This is a genomic window from Pseudotamlana agarivorans (assembly GCF_001642835.1).
GTDB lineage: Bacteria > Bacteroidota > Bacteroidia > Flavobacteriales > Flavobacteriaceae > Pseudotamlana > Pseudotamlana agarivorans.
In genome coordinates this window covers 1-18,915 of record NZ_LXEI01000013.1, presented here as the reverse complement: position 1 = coordinate 18,915, position 18,915 = coordinate 1, and the positions used below count along the sequence as shown (strand labels likewise).

17 protein-coding genes are annotated in these 18,915 nt (G+C 35.5%); 2 read left to right on the top strand and 15 right to left on the bottom strand.

Annotation, left to right across the window (positions count from 1 at the left end; translation table 11 throughout):
* Positions 1 to 51: 51 nt before the first annotated feature.
* From A6I66_RS12395 to A6I66_RS12385, 3 genes are all read right to left on the bottom strand, one after another.
* Positions 52 to 855, bottom strand: coding sequence for an anti-sigma factor (locus A6I66_RS12395; RefSeq protein ID WP_067149746.1), 804 nt, complete (start codon positions 853 to 855; stop codon positions 52 to 54).
* 2 nt (positions 856 to 857) lie between these two features.
* On the bottom strand, positions 858 to 1,388 hold the full coding sequence (locus tag A6I66_RS12390) for an RNA polymerase sigma factor (protein ID WP_067149741.1): 531 nt from the start codon (positions 1,386 to 1,388) through the stop codon (positions 858 to 860).
* 171 nt (positions 1,389 to 1,559) lie between these two features.
* On the bottom strand, positions 1,560 to 2,189 hold the full coding sequence (locus A6I66_RS12385; protein ID WP_067149739.1) for a YceI family protein: 630 nt from the start codon (positions 2,187 to 2,189) through the stop codon (positions 1,560 to 1,562).
* Positions 2,190 to 2,297: 108 nt separating this feature from the next.
* Here A6I66_RS12385 and hemN point away from each other — a divergent pair, with 108 nt between their 5' ends.
* Positions 2,298 to 3,662 carry an oxygen-independent coproporphyrinogen III oxidase gene (gene hemN, locus A6I66_RS12380; protein WP_067149737.1) on the top strand — a complete coding sequence of 455 codons (1,365 nt, stop codon included), beginning with the start codon at positions 2,298 to 2,300 and terminating at the stop codon, positions 3,660 to 3,662.
* Positions 3,663 to 3,798: 136 nt separating this feature from the next.
* Here the strand turns inward: hemN and A6I66_RS12375 are convergent, their stop codons facing one another.
* The 12 genes from A6I66_RS12375 to A6I66_RS12320 form a co-directional block, all read right to left on the bottom strand.
* Positions 3,799 to 5,193 carry a TolC family protein gene (locus A6I66_RS12375; RefSeq protein WP_084399671.1) on the bottom strand — a complete coding sequence of 465 codons (1,395 nt, stop codon included), beginning with the start codon at positions 5,191 to 5,193 and terminating at the stop codon, positions 3,799 to 3,801.
* On the bottom strand, positions 5,190 to 6,539 hold the full coding sequence (locus A6I66_RS12370) for an HlyD family secretion protein (protein ID WP_067149732.1): 1,350 nt from the start codon (positions 6,537 to 6,539) through the stop codon (positions 5,190 to 5,192). Before A6I66_RS12370 ends, A6I66_RS12375 begins: the two co-directional genes overlap by 4 nt.
* A 9-nt stretch (positions 6,540 to 6,548) precedes the next feature.
* Positions 6,549 to 8,207, bottom strand: coding sequence for a peptidase domain-containing ABC transporter (locus A6I66_RS12365; RefSeq protein ID WP_067149731.1), 1,659 nt, complete (start codon positions 8,205 to 8,207; stop codon positions 6,549 to 6,551).
* On the bottom strand, positions 8,204 to 8,884 hold the full coding sequence (locus tag A6I66_RS12360; RefSeq protein ID WP_067149730.1) for a TetR/AcrR family transcriptional regulator: 681 nt from the start codon (positions 8,882 to 8,884) through the stop codon (positions 8,204 to 8,206). Before A6I66_RS12360 ends, A6I66_RS12365 begins: the two co-directional genes overlap by 4 nt.
* A gap of 114 nt (positions 8,885 to 8,998) precedes the next feature.
* Complete coding sequence (locus tag A6I66_RS12355) at positions 8,999 to 9,700, bottom strand: sulfite exporter TauE/SafE family protein (protein WP_067149729.1); 702 nt, start codon at positions 9,698 to 9,700, stop codon at positions 8,999 to 9,001.
* A gap of 1 nt (position 9,701) precedes the next feature.
* Complete coding sequence (locus A6I66_RS12350; protein ID WP_067149728.1) at positions 9,702 to 10,148, bottom strand: FixH family protein; 447 nt, start codon at positions 10,146 to 10,148, stop codon at positions 9,702 to 9,704.
* Positions 10,149 to 10,213: 65 nt separating this feature from the next.
* Positions 10,214 to 11,638 (bottom strand): cytochrome c oxidase accessory protein CcoG, encoded by a 1,425-nt coding sequence (gene ccoG / locus A6I66_RS12345; RefSeq protein ID WP_067149726.1) that lies wholly within the window; start codon positions 11,636 to 11,638, stop codon positions 10,214 to 10,216.
* Between the two features lie 69 nt (positions 11,639 to 11,707).
* Positions 11,708 to 12,694 (bottom strand): cbb3-type cytochrome c oxidase N-terminal domain-containing protein, encoded by a 987-nt coding sequence (locus A6I66_RS12340; RefSeq protein WP_067149725.1) that lies wholly within the window; start codon positions 12,692 to 12,694, stop codon positions 11,708 to 11,710.
* Complete coding sequence (locus A6I66_RS12335) at positions 12,691 to 12,879, bottom strand: cytochrome C oxidase subunit IV (RefSeq protein WP_067149724.1); 189 nt, start codon at positions 12,877 to 12,879, stop codon at positions 12,691 to 12,693. Before A6I66_RS12335 ends, A6I66_RS12340 begins: the two co-directional genes overlap by 4 nt.
* A gap of 19 nt (positions 12,880 to 12,898) precedes the next feature.
* Complete coding sequence (gene ccoN / locus A6I66_RS12330) at positions 12,899 to 15,091, bottom strand: cytochrome-c oxidase, cbb3-type subunit I (protein ID WP_067149723.1); 2,193 nt, start codon at positions 15,089 to 15,091, stop codon at positions 12,899 to 12,901.
* A 2-nt stretch (positions 15,092 to 15,093) separates the two neighbouring features.
* The gene (gene ccoS / locus A6I66_RS12325; RefSeq protein WP_067149722.1) at positions 15,094 to 15,285 is read right to left on the bottom strand and encodes a cbb3-type cytochrome oxidase assembly protein CcoS; all 192 of its coding nucleotides are present in this window, start codon (positions 15,283 to 15,285) and stop codon (positions 15,094 to 15,096) included.
* 69 nt (positions 15,286 to 15,354) lie between these two features.
* Positions 15,355 to 17,748, bottom strand: a complete 2,394-nt coding sequence (locus A6I66_RS12320; RefSeq protein WP_067150145.1) for a heavy metal translocating P-type ATPase — start codon at positions 17,746 to 17,748, stop codon at positions 15,355 to 15,357.
* A 108-nt stretch (positions 17,749 to 17,856) separates the two neighbouring features.
* Here A6I66_RS12320 and A6I66_RS12315 point away from each other — a divergent pair, with 108 nt between their 5' ends.
* Positions 17,857 to 18,534, top strand: a complete 678-nt coding sequence (locus tag A6I66_RS12315; RefSeq protein ID WP_067150142.1) for a Crp/Fnr family transcriptional regulator — start codon at positions 17,857 to 17,859, stop codon at positions 18,532 to 18,534.
* Positions 18,535 to 18,915 lie beyond the last annotated feature (381 nt).

Here is an 18,915-nt window from a genome sequence, read left to right as displayed (position 1 = left end):
TTTAAACAGAATTTTTATTCCTATTTCCTAAATGGAAACTACAAAAAGATATTAAGTGGCATTAACAACACCAAGGGTATATAGTTGTTCCATGGTTGGCGTTTTGCTTCCGCCAGCAGGTTCTAAAGTAATACCAAACGCTTCACTTTCGTGGCTGTTTTCTATTTCAAAAATCTTATTGTCGTCTGTTTTAAAGCTGTCAATAGTACCTAAACTTGTTGGGGTTAGCGGACTCATTTTTAAGGACCAAACCTGGTAAACTTTGCCTTCAGGAGGTTCAGGTAAGCCTTGAGCATCTAAAAAGATACGATTCTCATTTTTATCCCAATATACTTTGGCGTACGTGTTAGAAAAATTCCCTTGTCCGTTTAGTGGAATTCTGGCAATATTATCATCACGTAAAACAGAGATTAACGTATGGGCTTCTTCTAAATTATTTTTAGAATTTTCAATTTGAGTTTCTAATAATGATTGCTGTGTTTCAGCGGTTTGAATACTAGATTTTAATTGATTATTCTGGTTGATAAGCCATAGTAAACCAACACCCAACACAAGCGCTGCTGCCCAGCCAGAATAACTAATCCAGTTGTTTTTTGGTTTGCTAATAGGAATAACTTGGGTTTCAGAATCATCAAAACCTAGTTTTTGTTTAATATTTTGATAACTCAAGTTATTACTTCCTTGTGAAGTCGCTGCCGTAAGTTTAACAATAGCGGCTTCAATATTTAAAACTTCTTGACGAATTTCAGGATGTTTTTGCATAAGCGCATAAACCTCTTGATTTTCTTTTTCAGAAAGGGTTCCAGCTACATATAGCTCTAAAATTCCGGATTCTATGTATGCATTAATATCCATAATCAATTTAAAACCATGTTTCTAAGTTCCTTAATACAATTTCTATTTCGTGTTTTTATTGTGCCAATAGGCATATCAAGGGTTTCGGACGCTTCATTTTGGGTATAGCCTTTAAAATAGAGAAGTTCTATAACTTCAATACACTTTTTAGCAAGCTTACCCACATATTGAGAGATACCAATGGCATCCGTTGAATCATTTAAATTTTCACTGGTTTCAAGTATATCTACGAAAAAATTAGAATCTAGGTTTTGTTTGGAATTTTTAAAGTTTTTGGAGCGTGTTTTATCAATGGCGGCGTTTCTTGAAATGTTTAAAATCCATGTGAAAAACCGCCCTTTTTGACTAGAATAGGTATCCGATTTATGCCAGGCTTTTATAAAAACATCCTGCATCACTTCTTCAGCAATATCATGATCCCTTACTATATTGTAGATAACACCTAGCATACTGTCTTTATACATATTATATAAAGCCTCAAAAGCTTTCTCATCTTTTTTCTTAAAATTTTCAACAAGAATGTCTAAATCCATATATGGAAGGATGTTTACAATGCTTAATAGTTAAATTGTTTGTATGGAGATTTAAATTTTATTTGTCAGGCTGAGCTTGTCGAAGCTTTTGCTAATTTTTATAGTATAAATATTTCGACAAGCTCAATATGACAGGATTAATTCATTTTATAAATATGAGCGTTAATTGAACTAGTTTTCACGAAGAAATGTACTCACTTCAATAGCAACATCTTCCCAAGTTTTACTAACACCATCAGCTCCGGTATGTAAAGCTTCACAAGCTTTGTTTAATGAAGCTAAAGCCTCTAGTGCGTTCCATTCGGCAAGATTCATAACACCCGTTAGTGTTACGCGTCTTTCGTCTGTAATGGTAACATCCATAGGTAAGTTTTGTGTTTCGCCATTCATTTTAACAGTAGCAATAGCAGAGCCATTTACAAACTTTAGCGTTCCTGAAATTAATTCGGTATCTAACATCGCTCCAAAAAACGCTGCTTTAATTTTGGCATCGCGCGTGTTTGTTGGATCATTAGTAAATAAACTACTTACTGGAATTGAAAAATTCAAGTTGTTTAAAGCTTCTTCTGGTGTGTCTCCCGATTGCTCTTCAAACTTAACAGAGGTAAATTCTCCGCCAACCCCAACTTTATCGGTGGTTTTGTAAGCGGTAAATTTTACAGAAGTAGCTTCTGGTTTTACCACAAATTTTGCAGTGGATGCCACTTCAGTAGCAGTTTCTGTTTTTGATTCCTTTTTCTCTTGTTTACAAGCTGTTAAACTAAGCGCTATAGCAATAAAAAATAAGCTTATTTTTTTCATTTTAAAATGTTTTTATTTCTCCGAAAGTTAGTGATTATTAAAGAATATCCCAATAACAGTTATGACAAATGTCATATTTTACAATCGCGAATTGAGGTATTTTTGGGTATGTCAAACGCTTTAGTAAATAAATATAACATTCCAGGGCCACGATACACGAGTTACCCAACGGTACCTTACTGGGATAATACGTCTTTCTCGTTAAACGATTGGAAAAAATCTTTGCACAAGGCCTTTAGTTCTAGTAACTCCGAAGAAGGAATTAGTCTCTACATTCACCTGCCATTTTGCGAAAGTTTATGCACCTTTTGTGGTTGTAATAAGCGCATTACGAAGCAACATAGTGTAGAATCTCCATACATCAATGCGGTTTTAAAGGAATGGCAACTGTATTTAAATATGTTTGATGAAAAACCTGTTATTAAAGCGCTTCATCTTGGAGGCGGTACACCCACGTTTTTCAGTCCGCAAAACTTAAAAACGCTCATAAATGGTATTTTGGAGCATGCAATTGTTGCCGAAAATTATGAATTTAGCTTTGAAGGTCACCCTAATAATACCACCAAGGAACATTTACAAGCCCTATACGATGTAGGCTTTAGACGTGTAAGTTATGGGGTTCAGGATTATAATGACACGGTTCAAAAAGCGATTCACCGCATTCAACCTTTTGAAAATGTAAAACGTGTTACCGAACAGGCCAGAGCAATAGGTTACACCTCGGTGAGTCATGATATTATTTATGGTTTACCTTTTCAGAGTTTGGAACATGTTAAAGAAACGATTTTAAAAACCAAATCGCTTTTACCAGATCGCTTGGCTTTTTATAGTTATGCACATGTGCCATGGGTAAAAGGGAATGGGCAACGCGGATTTAAAGATTCCGATGTGCCTTCCGGGGAATTAAAAAGAAAACAGTACGAAATAGGAAAGCAATTGTTATCTGATGTTGGTTATGAAGAAATTGGCATGGATCATTTCGCATTGAAATCAGATAGTCTATACAAATCCATGATTTCTGGTGATTTACATCGGAATTTCATGGGGTATTCCGATTCCAAAACTTTGGCTATGATTGGTTTGGGCGTATCCGCTATAAGTGATAGTTGGTTTGGTTTTGCACAGAATGTGAAGTCTATTGAAGCGTACTATAAATTACTTGACAGTGACACTATTCCGGTTTACCGTGGTCATATTTTAAATGAAGAAGATTTAGTGGTACGTCAGCATATACTCAATTTAATGTGTCGTTTTAAAACCTCATGGACAGCAACGCATTTGTACTTTGATGACTTGCCAGATATGCTTATTAAATTAGAAGAAATGGAACAGGATGGATTGCTTATAAGAACAAAAAATAGTGTTGAAGTCACGCAAAAAGGTCAACCATTTGTCCGTAATATTTGTATGGCTTTTGATGTGTTATTACAAAGAAATAAGCCGCACACCCAGTTGTTTTCTATGACGATCTAACAATCTAATAACTACTGGACTACCTTGGAAAGAGGCTTTTGACGGAAAGCCTTTTTCTTTTTTTTGCATTTGTCATTTCGAAAGAATGAGAAACGACAGAAGAAAAAACTCTAAGCTAAATTGATATTATCCTGTTTTAGTCTATTTCAGAGGCTAAAATATTAGAAAGTCTAGCCTTAGTTTGTAATAAATCGTATTCGATAGACACGCCTTTTAATTCGGCATCAATCAATTTAGATTCTCGGGAGTTCACTAAAAACAAAGAGCTTTCACCTAATGAAAATTTTCGTTCTTCGGCATTAAGCATGATTTTATAATCGGAAATAATCTCTGAAGTATGCATGGTTTGAATGTCATACGATTCAATTTCCTGATTTACCGCATTAATTTTATTTTGAAGCGTTACTCGTGTCGCACTAATATCTAGATTGGTGTTTTGAAGCTTCATTTTAGCCAATTGTAAATCACCACGTTCTTTTCTTAGAAATAAAGGAAAACTCACATTAACATAGCTTTTATAATTAGCTGTATTAAATGTATTTATTTGATCTGGCGTTTGTGACAAAAAGTTGTATTGTAAATCTATTTTAGGTAATAGGTTGTTTGTTTTAAGCCTTTTTTCAACTTCTAAACTTTTATATTTATTTTGAAGTGATAGCATCTTCGGGTGTTCTTCTAAATTGATGCTTTCAATATTTAAATCACTGGTTTTGAAAATCTCATCAATGTGATCGATGGTGCTAATATCTGGAATAATATTATCCTTTAATTCAATAGGCGTATTTTCATTTAGCCATAAATAATTAGACAGTTCTAGAGTCGCTTTAATGTATTTTATTCTGGCTTTTTCTAAGTTTAATCTTCTCGTATTTAGGGTGATACGTGCTTCTACAGTGTCAATGGCCGGTCTTTCGCCAACTTCAAAGCTTGTTTTAATACCATCTAATCGCTCTTGAGCATTGTCTAAAAAGTTTTCATAAATACGCTTTTCATTATAGCTTTTTAGCCATTCGAAATAGCTTACAGAGGCTTGAAATACAATATCGTTAACTAAAAGGGTACGATCTGCTTTGGCTTGGTTAACAAATAATTTGGCTTGCTTTAAAGTGGCCATGCGTTCATTAATCAGGAGGCCTTTAGCAAGAGAGACAGAAACCCCAGCACTATAGAGTCCGTCGATAGGTACGTTCGATTCTGGGTTAAGATACTGACCTGTGTTTTCTTCAAAGTTTCCTTTAAGTTCTATACCATACCATGTTGGTATTTTAAAACTGGCATTAAGCTTATCGTAATATTCGGTGCCTTTAAACTTTTTTCTTCCATAATCCACACCCAATTTTGGATCGAAAGCGCCTCTCGATTTTAAAAGCTTCGCTTCACTTTCAGTTAAAATTAGATTGGCCTGTTTTACAATGGGGTGAAACGATTTAACATACCCTAAGTATTCAGCCAAACTAATGGTCGATAAGCTATCTTGTGCGTATAAATTACAAGTAGCTATTAATATTAAACTTAATATGATACGTTTCATTTTTTATCTTTTTTGCTCCCACTTTGAGGTTGGTAGTAGTTTGGAGGGAAACTATTAATTTGACGCCAAATTTCAAACCAAATAGGCACATCTTGTAAAAGTGCCATCGTTCTTGCACCAGAACCAACGCGAATTGCATCAGGCCATGGATGCTCGCTTTCATCGGGAACAAGGAGAATTCTATACTTTCCATTCGGACTAATAAATTGCTCAATTGCGATTACTTGGGCGCCGTAGGTACCGTATGACACATTAGGCCATCCACTAAAAACAATCGCAGGCCACCCATCAAATTGAACACGGGCTTTTTCTCCTATATGTAGTAGCGGCAGGTTTATTGGTTCTACATAGGTTTCAACGGCTAATTGGTAGTCAGCAGGCATGATACCAACCAACTCGGCACCCTCTTTAAAAGTCGTACCAATACCATCGGTAATCACCTTGTTTATGTAGCCTTTTTGTGGCGCAGTAACGTAAAGTAAACTGCTACGTTTCTTGTAATTACTATAGCTGTTTTCAAGTTTAGAGACTTGCACGTCGTTTTCAAAGCTGTTAGATTGCGCCGTGTGCATATCACTTTGTGCCTTTGAGATTTTATCGGAAAAGGTCGCATTAACACGTGATAACTCAATTTGTGCATTGAGAACTTCATTTTTACTTGCAATAAACTTATTCTCTTGAGCGATTAACTTAGCTTGAGTTTCTTGAAGTTTTAAACGTTTTTCTTCCACATCTTTCATCGCCTTTAAACCTTCTTCTTGTAAAGTCAATGTTCGCTCATGCTGGCGTTCGGCAATGGTTAAATTTGTTTTTGAAGCCTCCAAATCGATACTGTCGCTTTTAACCTTTAGTTCGGCTTGTATCAATTTGTTTTCTGTTTGTTGTAACTTAAGACGTTGTTCATTTCGTAAAGCCACTATTTGGCGGTTTAAAGCATCAATTTTATTGAGGTATGCTTTTGCCGATGCGCTTTTAGCATCTATTTGATCCTGAGTTCGTGATACAAGTTGATCATCAAAATATTCACTTTTAACCTCAGAGATACGTAAAATCGTATCACCTGCATTAACGAGGTCACCTTCTTGAACATACCAGGCTTCAATACGTCCTGGAATTTGCGACATGATGTGTTGCGGACGCTGGTTAGGCTTTAAAGTAGTAACCACTCCTTGTCCGGTGATGTTTTGTGTCCATGGTAAAAAAAGCACGATGAAAAAAATGATGGCTGCACCCAGTAAAAACCTATTAAAATACTTGAAATAGGTTTTATTCATCACCTTTTTACCAGATTTAAACTTGTTTAGGTCTATCGAACTATTTAATTTGTTGTTTGAAATATTTAACATAAACCTCGCTTATTTTTGAATTTTACCTTTTTCTAGAATAACTACCTCGTCACATTGGCCAATCCAACGTTTATTATGTCCAACTACAACCAGGGCCCACGGACGTTTTTTGTCGGTTAAATAACTAATGATCTCTGTGGTTTCCTCCATGTTAAAGCGATCTAATGCATCTTCTAGAATGAGTACATGTGGTTTCTTTAAAATGGCTCTAGCAAGTACTATTTTTTTAGAAATGGTAAAGGACATTTGTTTGCCGTCGGGGTATAATATGGTGTTAAGTCCTTCGGGTTGTTCCTTTAAAAAAGATTTTAATCCTACGGTATTTAATACCTCATGGATGTCTTCATCGGTTATTGATGGGTTTCCAAATGTTAAGTTTTCCTTGATAGTACCTTCAAACGGTGTTTCATCGGAAAGTGATAATCCTAACTTCGATCGATAGAAATTTAGTTGTAAACTTTGAATCGCCATATCATTAACATAGATATTTCCTGAGGTAGGTTCAATAACACCCGAAATTAAACGAAGTAAAGTTGATTTACCAGAACCACTTTCTCCTCTAATAAGAATACGGCTATCTGGGTTTATTTTTAATGAAATATCGTGTAAAATATGTTTTTCTCGGTCGGAAACATTATACGAAACGTTGTCTAATTCAATATGAATACCGTTTTTAAATGTTGGTGTTTCACCAGTTTGGTTTTCGATATCCTTATCAGCTATTTGACCTATTTTTTCTAAAGAAGTTAGGGTGTCATAAAAGGATTCTAACCCAATAATTAGTTTTTCTACCGAAGCAATGATAAGTAGAATAATGATTTCTGCAGCGACAAACTGTCCAATATTCATCTCCTGATTAAGTACTAACGCACCTCCAATAAGCAGTAAGCTGGCAGTTACAATCACCTTAAAACTTACCATTTGAATAAATTGAAGCATTAAAATTTTAAAATGACTTTCTCTAGCATTAAGGTAATCGTCAACTAAATTATCATTTTTAGTAACTCCTAAATTAGTGCTTCCAGATAGTTTAAAACTAATAACAGATCTAGCAATTTCCTGTATCCAGTGCGCTACTTTATACTTGTATTTGGACTCATATAAACTGGTGTCTAAACCCTTTTTAGCGGTAAATTTGAATACTATGAAAATAAGAAGTAGTAATAATAGTCCAAATATGATAAAGAATGCGTGGTAAAACGAAAGTAAAATAAGCGCAAAAATAATTTGAAGTACCGCCGAAGGTACATCAATAAGTATTTTAGATAAACTTTTTTGAATGGTTAAGGTGTCAAAAAAACGATTGGCCAATTCTGGTGGATAGTTATTTCGTAATTCTGACATTTTAATTTTTGGAAACCTAAAACTTAACTCGAATGAAGTACGCGTAAAAATACGTTGTTGTATGGTTTCAATAATACGAAGTTGCATGAGTTTTAAACCACCATCAAATGCCACACCTAAAGTTACTAAAACGATAAGGACGATCCAAGATGTACTCACTTGAGCCCCTTGAATGAGGTTGATAATCGCTTGGATTCCCAAGGGAAGCGTTAAGGAAATGATTCCCGAGAAAATGGCGTAATAAAAAACTTGGAAGATTTCTTTTTTATCTAATTCTAACAAGCCTAAAAGGCGCTGCCACGGCGTTATTTCGGGTTGATTCATTCGTGTAAGTTTAAAACGTTAAGGGTTAGGTTTTTAAAAAAAGATGCAGGTGATACATTTTCTTTACAATCGGTAATAGACCAAAAATGATCTTTTAAATAATGCTGATGTAAACTGCCTTCTATAATGGTACTAGCTAAAGAGGCAGGGTATTTATAAATAGGTGCATTCTCTACAATGATGTCTTTTAGGCGGTTTACAACACGTTTGTAAATGTTGAAATAACCTTCTTTATTTTGTGCGTCAACAGCTTTGGTTAAAAATGACTTTGAATTTTCGTTGATGATAATGGCGTTTAAAACCACCTCATTAATATGTGAAAAATTAGAGTCTTCTTCAATAGTACGACATAAAACCTCAATGGCTTTGATTAATTTTTCTTTATTATCTTGAATACTATGCGTTTCTAATACAATCTGGTACTCAATCCAAGCCCAGTACCAAGATGAAAGGTATAGCAGTAATTTATGTTTGTTTTCAAAATATCTGTATACCGAACTTTCATTAGATCCTATTTTAGATCCTAGTTTTTTAAAAGTGAAAGCTTCAAAGCCAATGTCATGTATTAATAAAATACTTTCTTGGATGATGCGTTTACCTAAATCTGATGACTCAGGGTCTTTCACATAGATTTTTTCAGGTACAGAAATTTTTACATTTGATAGTAAACTATACATGCTTGTATATTTTGGTTGCAAATATAATAGTATTACTATTAAAAGTGATTGCCTTAACATAGATTTAATCTATCTTCAAAATTAAATATGATATGCTAAATGAATATGATTGAATCAATGACATTCAATTTCACTCGAAACATGATCGTGTATAGGGCTGGGAGAGAGGTAAGGTATACCTAATCCGAGGCCTCGAATGATAAATAGAAGACCTATAATGACTATGAAAACGGGTATTAAATTTTGAATGCGTTGTCTGGCTTTTCCTTTTAAAAACTGACTGAAATATATAGCCGTAGTCATTAACGGAATGGTACCTAATCCAAATACAGCCATGTACAAACTTCCTGAAGCGGTATTTCCGCTGGCTATAGCGGCAAAAACAGCGACGTAAACTAATCCGCAAGGCAAAAAACCATTCAAAAAACCGATGGTTAAAAAGGTGTCGTAGGTTTTCTTTTTAAAGGCCTTGCCTAACGATGATTTTACTTTTGAAATAATTCTATAAATAGGTTTTGAAATGGAGTAGCTATTAAGTGTTTTTTGAGGAATTATAGCAATTAATATCATAAGGATTCCAATAACAATAGATAGCTGTTGCTGAAATCCAAAAAGGTAGAATTGCTTCCCAATGAAACCGAAAATGAGTCCGATTATAGCATAAGAGAGCAGACGACCAACATGATAAATAAAGATTTGAGATACTTTTTTTAAGGAATTGTTATGGTCAACGGGTAGCATAAAAGCAATGGGGCCACACATGCCCACACAGTGAAAACTTCCTAATAACCCTAATATGAATGCTGAAGCAAGCATATTAAAAATGTACGGCTTCTTTAAACAAGTATGAAGTACCGTTGTAGTTCCAGTCTATCCTCAGGTTCCAACGTCCGTCAATTAAGCGTTCATTTACTATAAACATTTTGGAATCTTTTAAGGCAATGGGTTCTTCAAAATCTAATTTTTTATTTGAAGGTCTGTATAGGATGACTTTGCCTGTTATATTTTTATAATTAAGGTCTTTTGGAAAAGTAATAAGCAGACCTTCTTTGGTTTTTGTGTAGCTAATATTTTCTGAAAGTGTATTCGCGTTGTTTAGCTTATCGATATCATTCTGATAGGCTAATTCGACACCATAATAATCTTCTGTGACCAATTCGTGTTCAAAATCTTTGTTCACATTCATAGTCACGATAAAGTACATGATAAAGGAAATGAATCCTATGAATGCTAATACAATGCCTGTTCCCCAATTTATTTTCATCGCTGTTCTTTGTTTTTTTTTTCTCGTGAGAACGAGAACCTGTGTTTAATTCCTTCTTAGTTATCCTACTTAAAGCTTCTTGGTCCTAAAAAGTTTGCTGTAGTCGTTTCAATTAAATCGTTGTCTTTATAAACGCCAATTTCAATTTTATTGCGATCTCCTGATAAGTCATTATTGTTAATCTCAACAAATAAAGTGCCTTCCGCAAGACCTTGGCTTGGCACAAAAAGGGTGTCGCTAGTCGCTACGATTTTTAAAGTACCCTTATGTGACATCAGTTTTAGCGTGACGTTATTAAAATCGTGTGTAGTTTTATTCACGAGTTTATAAGTGAACACATTACTAATGATGTTGTTGTCTTTATGTTCGTAAAGTTGTCCTGGTAGCCTTAAAACATTGGCTTCAATATCGTTTCTTAAGAACAACATGCCTGTAAGTAAGCCTACTAATATGACTAAAACGGCCGCGTAGCCTTTCATTCTTGGTGTTAGCTTAAAGGTCGCTTTATTTTCTATTTCTTCTTCACTAGCATATCGAATAAGTCCTTTTGGTAAATTGACGCTTTCCATGATATGATCGCATTCGTCAATACATGCCGTACAATTAACACATTCTAATTGGGTGCCATTTCGAATATCAATACCAGTAGGGCACACGTTTACACACTGCTTGCAATCAATACAATCGCCAAAACCTAGGGCTTCGCGATCTTCATTTTTCTTGAATTTTTTTCTGCCATTTTCAGCTTCACCACGTTTATGGTCGTAAGCTACAACTATAGATTTGTTATCTAAAAGGGTGCCTTGCAATCTGCCGTAGGGGCAAGCTATAATACAGACTTGCTCTCTAAACCAAGCAAAAACAAAATAAAATACAGCGGTAAAAATAATTAACGAAACCAGTGTGCTTAGATGGTCGGTTGGGCCTGATTTGATATAGCTTAAAAGCTTATCGCTACCAATAAGATAAGCAAGAAAAACATTAGCGATAATAAACGAGATGGCTAAAAAAATGATAAGTTTTAATCCCTTCTTTCTTATTTTTTCGGCATTCCAAGGTTGCTTGGCCAAGCGCATTTGTTTTCCGCGATCGCCTTCAATCCAAAATTCTATACGACGAAATACCATTTCCATGAAAATGGTTTGCGGACAAATCCATCCGCAAAAAATCCTACCAAAAGCCACGGTAAAGAGGGCAATGAAGATGACCCCGATAAGCATGGAAATTACAAACAAATAAAAATCTTGAGGCCAAAAAGGAAACCCGAAAATATTAAAGCGGCGTTCTAAAACATTGAACATTAAAAACTGATTGCCGTTTACTTTTATAAAAGGCGAAACCAGTAAAAATATCAATAATACATAACTGACGTACTTACGGTATTTGTAAAATTTTCCGTTTGGTTTTTTAGGAAATACCCAAGCACGTTTACCTTCTTTGGTTACCGTTCCAATTGAATCTCTAAATGTTTCGTTGTCTGGGGTTTCCAAGGTTTTAGTATTTAAGACCTCCTGGTTTGATAACTCAAGAGGTCAATTTAATTTTTACAATCAATGCGTTTATTCCGTAGGCATATCAGCTGGTGTAGCATCGGGTAAAGCGATGCTATCAGCTTTCACTTCTGATGCTGTTGTTTCAGTGGTATCTGTTACTGCTTCTACGGCTTCAGCTGTATGGTCTACAATAATATCGCCTTCAGGTGCTTTAGGATTTGCCGGTGTCGTACCTTGAAATGTTAGTACATAACTGGCTACCTGTGCAATTTCTAAAGGTTTTAATTGTGCTTTCCAAGCAATCATCCCTTTTCCTGCACGACCACCTTCAGAAACGGTATGGAAAATGCTTTTAATATCGCCACCTAGAATCCAGTGATTATCGGTTAAATTCGGACCAATACCACCGCCGCCATCGGCCATATGACAGGCCACACAGTTGGTTTCAAAAATGGTTTTACCTGCGGCTAAATCGGCTGTTTCAGTAAGTACGGTTACGGTATTTACATCAACCAAACCTTTGGCTGTTTTCTTATAAGCTTCAATCGCGACTTTAGCTTCAGCCAATTCAGTGTCAAATTCTTCAATTTGTGATGGGCCACTAAACACTTCGTATCTTAAAAGGTAAATAACAGCAAAAACAATAGATATGTAGAAGGCATATTTCCACCATGGTGGTAAATCATTATCTAATTCTTTAATGCCATCGTAACTATGGTCTAAAATAATTTCATCTTCTTTCTCTAAAGGTTTTGAACCTAATAGTTTCAGGTAGGTTTTCTTTAACCATGGAAACTGTGATGCTTTTTCTTTGTCGGCAATAAAACGCGCCTTTGCTTCAGGATCCAGTTTTTGAAACATGACATTCTCTAGCGAGCCCACAATACCTTCAATGGAAATTAATATAAACAACACCAGAAGTAAGAACATTAAAACGGCTGGGTATTTAATAAAGGCCGGCTGATTTCCAGAATCTACAAAGAATTCAACAGTTCCAGCTACGATAAAAAATAGGAGTGGAACTCGAATCCAAGATGGTACTAAATTTCTCATAATATGTCGTCGTTTTGGTGGTTGTCTAAAGGTAAATTACTCACTCTATTAATGTAATCTTTTTTAGCGGTAATAACCCACCAAAATAAGGCTACAAAAAAGATGAAAAAGATTAATAAAGAGATGATTGGGTATATTTCTATACCGGCAATACTCTCCATATGGTTTTTTATATATTTTAACATGGTTGCTTGTTTTAGATCATTATTGTTGTGTGGTTTCCACTTTAATGTCGGTTCCTAATCGCTGTAAATAAGCAATCATAGCAACAATTTCTCTGTCTTTCATTTCTATAAAATCTTCTCCGTTTTGGGCGGCCGATTTTTTATCAGCTTCATAGGCTGTTACAAAGTCAGGATCGGAATATAAATTCTTTTCAATTTGAGCACCTTGTTCATTCATGTGTTGTTGCGCATTGGCAATCTCTTCTTCGGTGTAAGGTACCCCTAGAGACACCATGGCTTTCATTTTAGTCTCAGTCATCGATTTGTCTAATCGGCTGCTTTCACCAGTAATTAACCAAGGGTAACGTGGCATGATAGAACCCGAAGATGTACTTTGTGGGTCGTACATATGGTTAAAGTGCCAGTTGTCGGAGTACTTTTGACCAATACGATGTAAATCCGGTCCAGTACGTTTACTTCCCCATAGGAATGGGTGATCGTAAACATATTCACCCGCTTTAGAGTATTCACCGTAACGCTCTACTTCGTGTCTAAACGGACGAATCATTTGAGAGTGACAGCTCACACAACCTTCTCTAATATAGATATCACGACCTTCTAGTTCTAAAGGTGTATAAGGTTTTACGCTGGCAATGGTAGGAATATTTGATTTCACCATAATCGTAGGTACAATTTGAATGATACCTCCAATTAAAATAGCTACGGTGGCTAAAATGGTAAGTTGAATTGGTCTACGCTCTAACCATGTGTGCCATCCTTCATTAGCTGTTCTTTTGTTGGTTACTTTTTCTAAAGCAGGAGCTTGGGCCAATTCATCCTCAACAGGCGTTCCTTGCTTAATGGTTACAATAATATTGTAAACCAAAACAAACATGCCTATAATGTATAAACTACCACCAATGGCACGCATCCAGTACATTGGCATAATTTCGGTAACGGTTTCTAAGAAGTTTCCGTAAACTAAAGTGCCATCAGGGTTAAATTGTTGCCACATAGAATACTGTGTAAATCCAGCAACATATAACGGTAAGGCATACATGATAATACCTAAAGTTCCTAACCAAAAATGAAGATTTGCAAGAGCTAAAGAATAAAGTTTCGTTTTAAATAATCGTGGGATGAGGTAGTAAATAATACCAAAAGCCATGAAACCGTTCCATGCTAGTGCACCTACGTGAACGTGGGCAATAATCCAATCGGTAAAGTGGGCCACGGCGTTTACATTTTTTAATGATAGCATCGGACCTTCAAAGGTGGCCATACCATAACCTGTTATGGCGACTACCATAAATTTTAAAACAGGATCGGTACGTACCTTATCCCAAGCACCACGAAGGGTTAGAAGTCCGTTTATCATACCACCCCAAGAAGGCATAAGTAACATTACCGAAAAGGCAACACCTAAATTTTGAGCCCATTCAGGTAAAGCGGTATATAATAAGTGGTGAGGCCCTGCCCAGATATAGATAAAGATTAAAGACCAAAAGTGAACAATAGAAAGTCTGTAAGAGTATACAGGTCTATTAGCCGCTTTAGGAACAAAGTAATACATTAATCCTAAAAACGGCGTCGTTAAAAAGAATGCTACCGCATTGTGGCCGTACCACCATTGTACTAAGGCATCTTGAACTCCGGCATAAACTGAGTAACTTTTCATAGCGCTAACCGGTAACTCAATATTATTAAATATATGAAGCACAGCAACGGTTACGAATGTGGCAATATAAAACCAAATGGCTACATATAAATGACGCTGTCTACGTTTTAAAATGGTCCAGATCATATTGATACCAAAAACCACCCAAATGACTGCTATGGCAATATCGATAGGCCATTCCAATTCGGCATATTCCTTAGATGATGTGTAGCCTAAAGGCAGTGATATCGCAGCAGCAACGATAATAAGCTGCCAGCCCCAGAAATTAATATTACTAAGTAAATCACTGGCCATACGCGCTTTTAATAAACGCTGAAGTGAATAATAAATACCTGCAAACATGGCATTACCCACAAAGGCAAAAATAACTGCATTGGTGTGTAGAGGTCTTAATCGCCCAAAACTTAACCATGAAATACCGTCGGTTAGATTAGGGAATAAAAACAAAAAGGCAAGTAGTAAACCTACTGCCATGCCAACTACACCGAAAACTATTGTAGCGTAGATAAATTTAGTAACGATTTTGTTATCGTAATGAAACTGTTGCATTTCCATAGTTAAGAATTAGTCTTTTGGTTAGTGCTTATTTTTTTTGGTTTTTCTTTTACAAGTTCATCTTCAAAGAGCATGCGCACTGAAGGGGTATAGCTGTCGTCGTACTGACCGCTTTTTACGGCAACAACAAATGCGATGAAGAAGCTTATGGCAACTAGGATACTGATTGCTAGTAGAATATAAATAACACTCATTTAGGCGTGCTCGATTAAAGTTTAGAAATCAAAAATATTTTTAAATGCCATCCTAAAATATGACATTTATCATGTTTTTTCAACCTTCTGTTGAATTTTTTTTCCTACTAAGTTAGTACTAATTGTCGTAAATACAACTATGCTTATTGAACTTAATGGCATCAAAATAGCGGCTATCACTGGTGCTAATTGTCCGGTAACCGCAAAATAAAGGCCTATGGAATTATATACTAAAGATAGAAGAAAACTCCATTTTATAATGGTTATAGCTGATTTTGATGCTTTTATGAAATAATATAGGCTATTAAAATTTGACGCATCTAAAATAGCATCACAAGCTGGAGAGAATACATTCACATTTTCTGAAATGGCAATACCTACATCACTCTGTGCTAAAGCACCAGCATCATTTAATCCGTCGCCTACCATTAAAACCTTTGCGCCCGAATTTTGATGATGTTTAATGTACTCCAGTTTGTCTTCTGGTTTCTGGTTAAAAAGCAATTTGGTTTTAGCAGGAAGTAATTTGGTGAGATTTTCTTGTTCTCCGGCGTTGTCTCCAGATAATATCACCAAATCATATGTCGCTTTAAGCTGATTGAAGAGCTTTGAAAGCCCTTTGCGGTAGCGATTATAGAAGGTAAACTTGCCTTTGTAGGTGTTATTGGTGCTTACGTGAACTTCGGTATTTAAATTTTTGACATCCGACTGTAAACCAACAAAGGGTGCCGAGCCAATTTTCATAAAACTCTCATTGTATTGGGCTTCAATGCCTTTCCCTATATGTTCTTCATAATTTTCTATAGGTACAATATTGTTCTCCTTTAATAAGGTATATAACGAACGGCTTAAGGGGTGGTTGGAATTCCGTAAAGTACTTTTTAAGAAATCTTCCTCGGCATTAGAAAGCTGTGAACCTTCATAGGAAATGGCGGTTTCTTTATTGGCTGTTATGGTGCCTGTTTTATCAAAAATAATGGTGTTTATATTGGCTAATTGTTCAATAACCGATGCGTTTTTTGCATAAAACTTTTGGCGTCCGAAAATACGAAGCATATTGCCTAATGTGAAAGGGGCAGCTAGGGCAATAGCACAAGGACAAGCAATAATAAGTACGGCTGTAAACACATTTAAGGCTTTGGACGAGTCGGTGAAAAGCCAATAGCTCGTGGCTAGAAATGCAATGCTTAAAATCGCTACGGTAAACCGTTTGCTTATCGCGTTGGTTAATGTGGTAAAAGCATCCTCTTTGTTTTTGTTAAACACATCGTTACTCCATAACTGTGTTAAATAGCTCTGTTCTACACTTTTTAAAACTTCAATTTCGATGCTACCTTCTACTTGTTTGCCGCCAGCGTAAAGTTTGTCGCCCGATTTTTTTGATACGGCTTCAGATTCACCGGTTACAAAACTATAATCAATTCGTGCTTTTCCTTTTATTAAAATGCTATCAACAGGAATGAGTTCTTCGTTTCTAATTAGTAAACGATCGCCTTTTTCAATATCGTAAACCTGAATAGATGATTCATCGCCATCAGCAGATATTTTTGTTATTCCGATAGGGAAATAGGATTTATAATCGCGTTCAAACGATAAAAAGCTATATGTTTTTTGCTGAAAAAACTTGCCGAGAAGGAGAAAAAAGATAAGTCCCGCAAGGCTATCAAAAAAGCCCGTGCCAATATCTAAAATAATCTCAGCAGTACTTCTAATAAAAAGGACAGCTGCACCGAGAGCTATAGGGACATCAATATTTAAAATTCGTGATTTTAACCCTTTGTAAGCTGAAATAAAATAATCCTGTGCCGAATAGAAAACAACGGGTAATGAAAATGCAAACATCAACCATCTAAAAAGGTGTTTGAACTGTTCGAGCCAAAATTCTTCTACTTGAAAATATTCCGGAAAAGATAAAAACATGATGTTTCCAAAGGCAAACCCTGCTACTCCAAGTTTGTATATTAGCGAGCGATCTACATTTTTTTTGCCAACTGAATAATCGTCTAAGCTAATAAATGGTTCATAACCTATACGACTTAGTAGCTGAACTAAGTTTTTTAATGATAGTTCGTGAGCATTATAAGTAATACGAGCCGTTTTCTTTCCGAAATTCACCATGGACGATGATACAGCAGGATTAAGCTTGTGCAAGTTTTCTAAAACCCATATGCATGAGCTACAGTGAATGTGGGGTATGTATAGACTTACAATTTGAGTATTATCATCGTTAAATTCGAGTAGATTTTCTACAATTTTAGCATTGTCTAGGAAATTGTATTTGCCTTCAACGTCTTTAGGTGTTGCTCCGGGAGCCTGTTGTAAATCGTAGTATGACGTTAAATCATTTTCAGAGAAAATCTCGTAAACGGTTTTACAACCGTTGCAGCAAAAGGGTTTTTCGTCAAATGTGATATCAGCTTCGGTAGCATCTAATCCACAGTGGAAACACGTTTTATGTTCCATAGAAAGTTCGTTCATTAATTCTTATTAACAAAAATGAAAATTCAACAATTTACAGCATATGATAATTGTCATGATTTAATTACTTTTACAAAATACAAATTTATAAGTATGGGCAAGTGCGAACAGTGTATAATTAAACAGTTTAACTCTTTAAAAGCATTAACAAAAGATGAGTTGGTGCGTATATCTGCGTGCAAAACATCACATTCTATAAAAAAAGGCGAAGTAATTTTTGAAGAAGGCGAAGTTTTAAACGGTGTTTACTGTATAAAAGATGGTATTTGTAAGTTATCGAAACTTAGTGAAAACGGCAAAGATCAAATTGTAAAAATGGTGGTTAAGGGACAGTTATTGGGGCAGCGTTCGCTAATTAGCGAAGAAAGTTCTAATTTACAAGCTACGGCCTTGAATGATATGGAAGTATGCTTCATACCTAAGAGTGAAATTATTGCCGATTTACAGAAAAACCCGAAGTTTTCATTCGAGGTATTAAAAGACATGGCGCACGATTTACGTGATTCTGATGATATTATCGTGAACATGGCTCAAAAATCAGTTCGTCAACGTTTGGCTGAAACTTTACTGTATATTCATGAGAATTTTGGAACCAATCCAGATGACACCTTAAGTATTCTCCTGTCTCGAGAAGACTATGCAGGTATTGTAGGAACCGCTACAGAATCGGCTATTCGCGTTCTTTCTCAATTTAAAAAAGAAGGTTTAATCGAATCGGTTGGGAAATACATTCGAATTATCGACTTCGCTGGTTTGGAGCGTGTTGAGTAGGTTTAAATTTTTGATTTAGTAGGTTGTTGTTTTATTTTCGTTTTTAACGATATATGGATATGCTAATCATAAAAGTGTAAATAATTTTAATGTTTAAGAGCGCTGTATATTAATTAATGTTTCTAGGGTACTCAACTCACCATGGAATTATCGATAACCACCGAGACTATAAATAGTTGTAGTAACAGTTTTAAAAATATGGTATAAAAAGATCTTGATTAAGCTGCCGAATCAATGTCATTATTACTTAAAGTTTATTAGCTTTATTTGTATGTCTCCCTGTTTACCTTTTTTGTAGAATGCGCCTAAATAGATTTTTCTATCTTTTTTTTATTAGAGATTTTGTTTATACCGCTTACCTACTGTAGCCTTCCCTAAAAA

Excerpts from the sequence above, each read along its gene's own strand:
- A6I66_RS12395 (WP_067149746.1), bottom strand. The coding sequence starts at position 855 with ATGGATATTAATGCATACATAGAATCCGGAATTTTAGAGCTATATGTA.
- A6I66_RS12390 (WP_067149741.1), bottom strand. The coding sequence starts at position 1,388 with ATGGATTTAGACATTCTTGTTGAAAATTTTAAGAAAAAAGATGAGAAA.
- A6I66_RS12385 (WP_067149739.1), bottom strand. The coding sequence starts at position 2,189 with ATGAAAAAAATAAGCTTATTTTTTATTGCTATAGCGCTTAGTTTAACA.
- hemN (WP_067149737.1), top strand. The coding sequence starts at position 2,298 with ATGTCAAACGCTTTAGTAAATAAATATAACATTCCAGGGCCACGATAC.
- A6I66_RS12375 (WP_084399671.1), bottom strand. The coding sequence starts at position 5,193 with ATGAAACGTATCATATTAAGTTTAATATTAATAGCTACTTGTAATTTA.
- A6I66_RS12370 (WP_067149732.1), bottom strand. The coding sequence starts at position 6,539 with ATGTTAAATATTTCAAACAACAAATTAAATAGTTCGATAGACCTAAAC.
- A6I66_RS12365 (WP_067149731.1), bottom strand. The coding sequence starts at position 8,207 with ATGAATCAACCCGAAATAACGCCGTGGCAGCGCCTTTTAGGCTTGTTA.
- A6I66_RS12360 (WP_067149730.1), bottom strand. The coding sequence starts at position 8,884 with ATGTATAGTTTACTATCAAATGTAAAAATTTCTGTACCTGAAAAAATC.
- A6I66_RS12355 (WP_067149729.1), bottom strand. The coding sequence starts at position 9,700 with ATGCTTGCTTCAGCATTCATATTAGGGTTATTAGGAAGTTTTCACTGT.
- A6I66_RS12350 (WP_067149728.1), bottom strand. The coding sequence starts at position 10,148 with ATGAAAATAAATTGGGGAACAGGCATTGTATTAGCATTCATAGGATTC.
- A6I66_RS12340 (WP_067149725.1), bottom strand. The coding sequence starts at position 12,694 with ATGAGAAATTTAGTACCATCTTGGATTCGAGTTCCACTCCTATTTTTT.
- A6I66_RS12335 (WP_067149724.1), bottom strand. The coding sequence starts at position 12,879 with ATGTTAAAATATATAAAAAACCATATGGAGAGTATTGCCGGTATAGAA.
- ccoN (WP_067149723.1), bottom strand. The coding sequence starts at position 15,091 with ATGGAAATGCAACAGTTTCATTACGATAACAAAATCGTTACTAAATTT.
- ccoS (WP_067149722.1), bottom strand. The coding sequence starts at position 15,285 with ATGAGTGTTATTTATATTCTACTAGCAATCAGTATCCTAGTTGCCATA.
- A6I66_RS12320 (WP_067150145.1), bottom strand. The coding sequence starts at position 17,748 with ATGGAACATAAAACGTGTTTCCACTGTGGATTAGATGCTACCGAAGCT.
- A6I66_RS12315 (WP_067150142.1), top strand. The coding sequence starts at position 17,857 with ATGGGCAAGTGCGAACAGTGTATAATTAAACAGTTTAACTCTTTAAAA.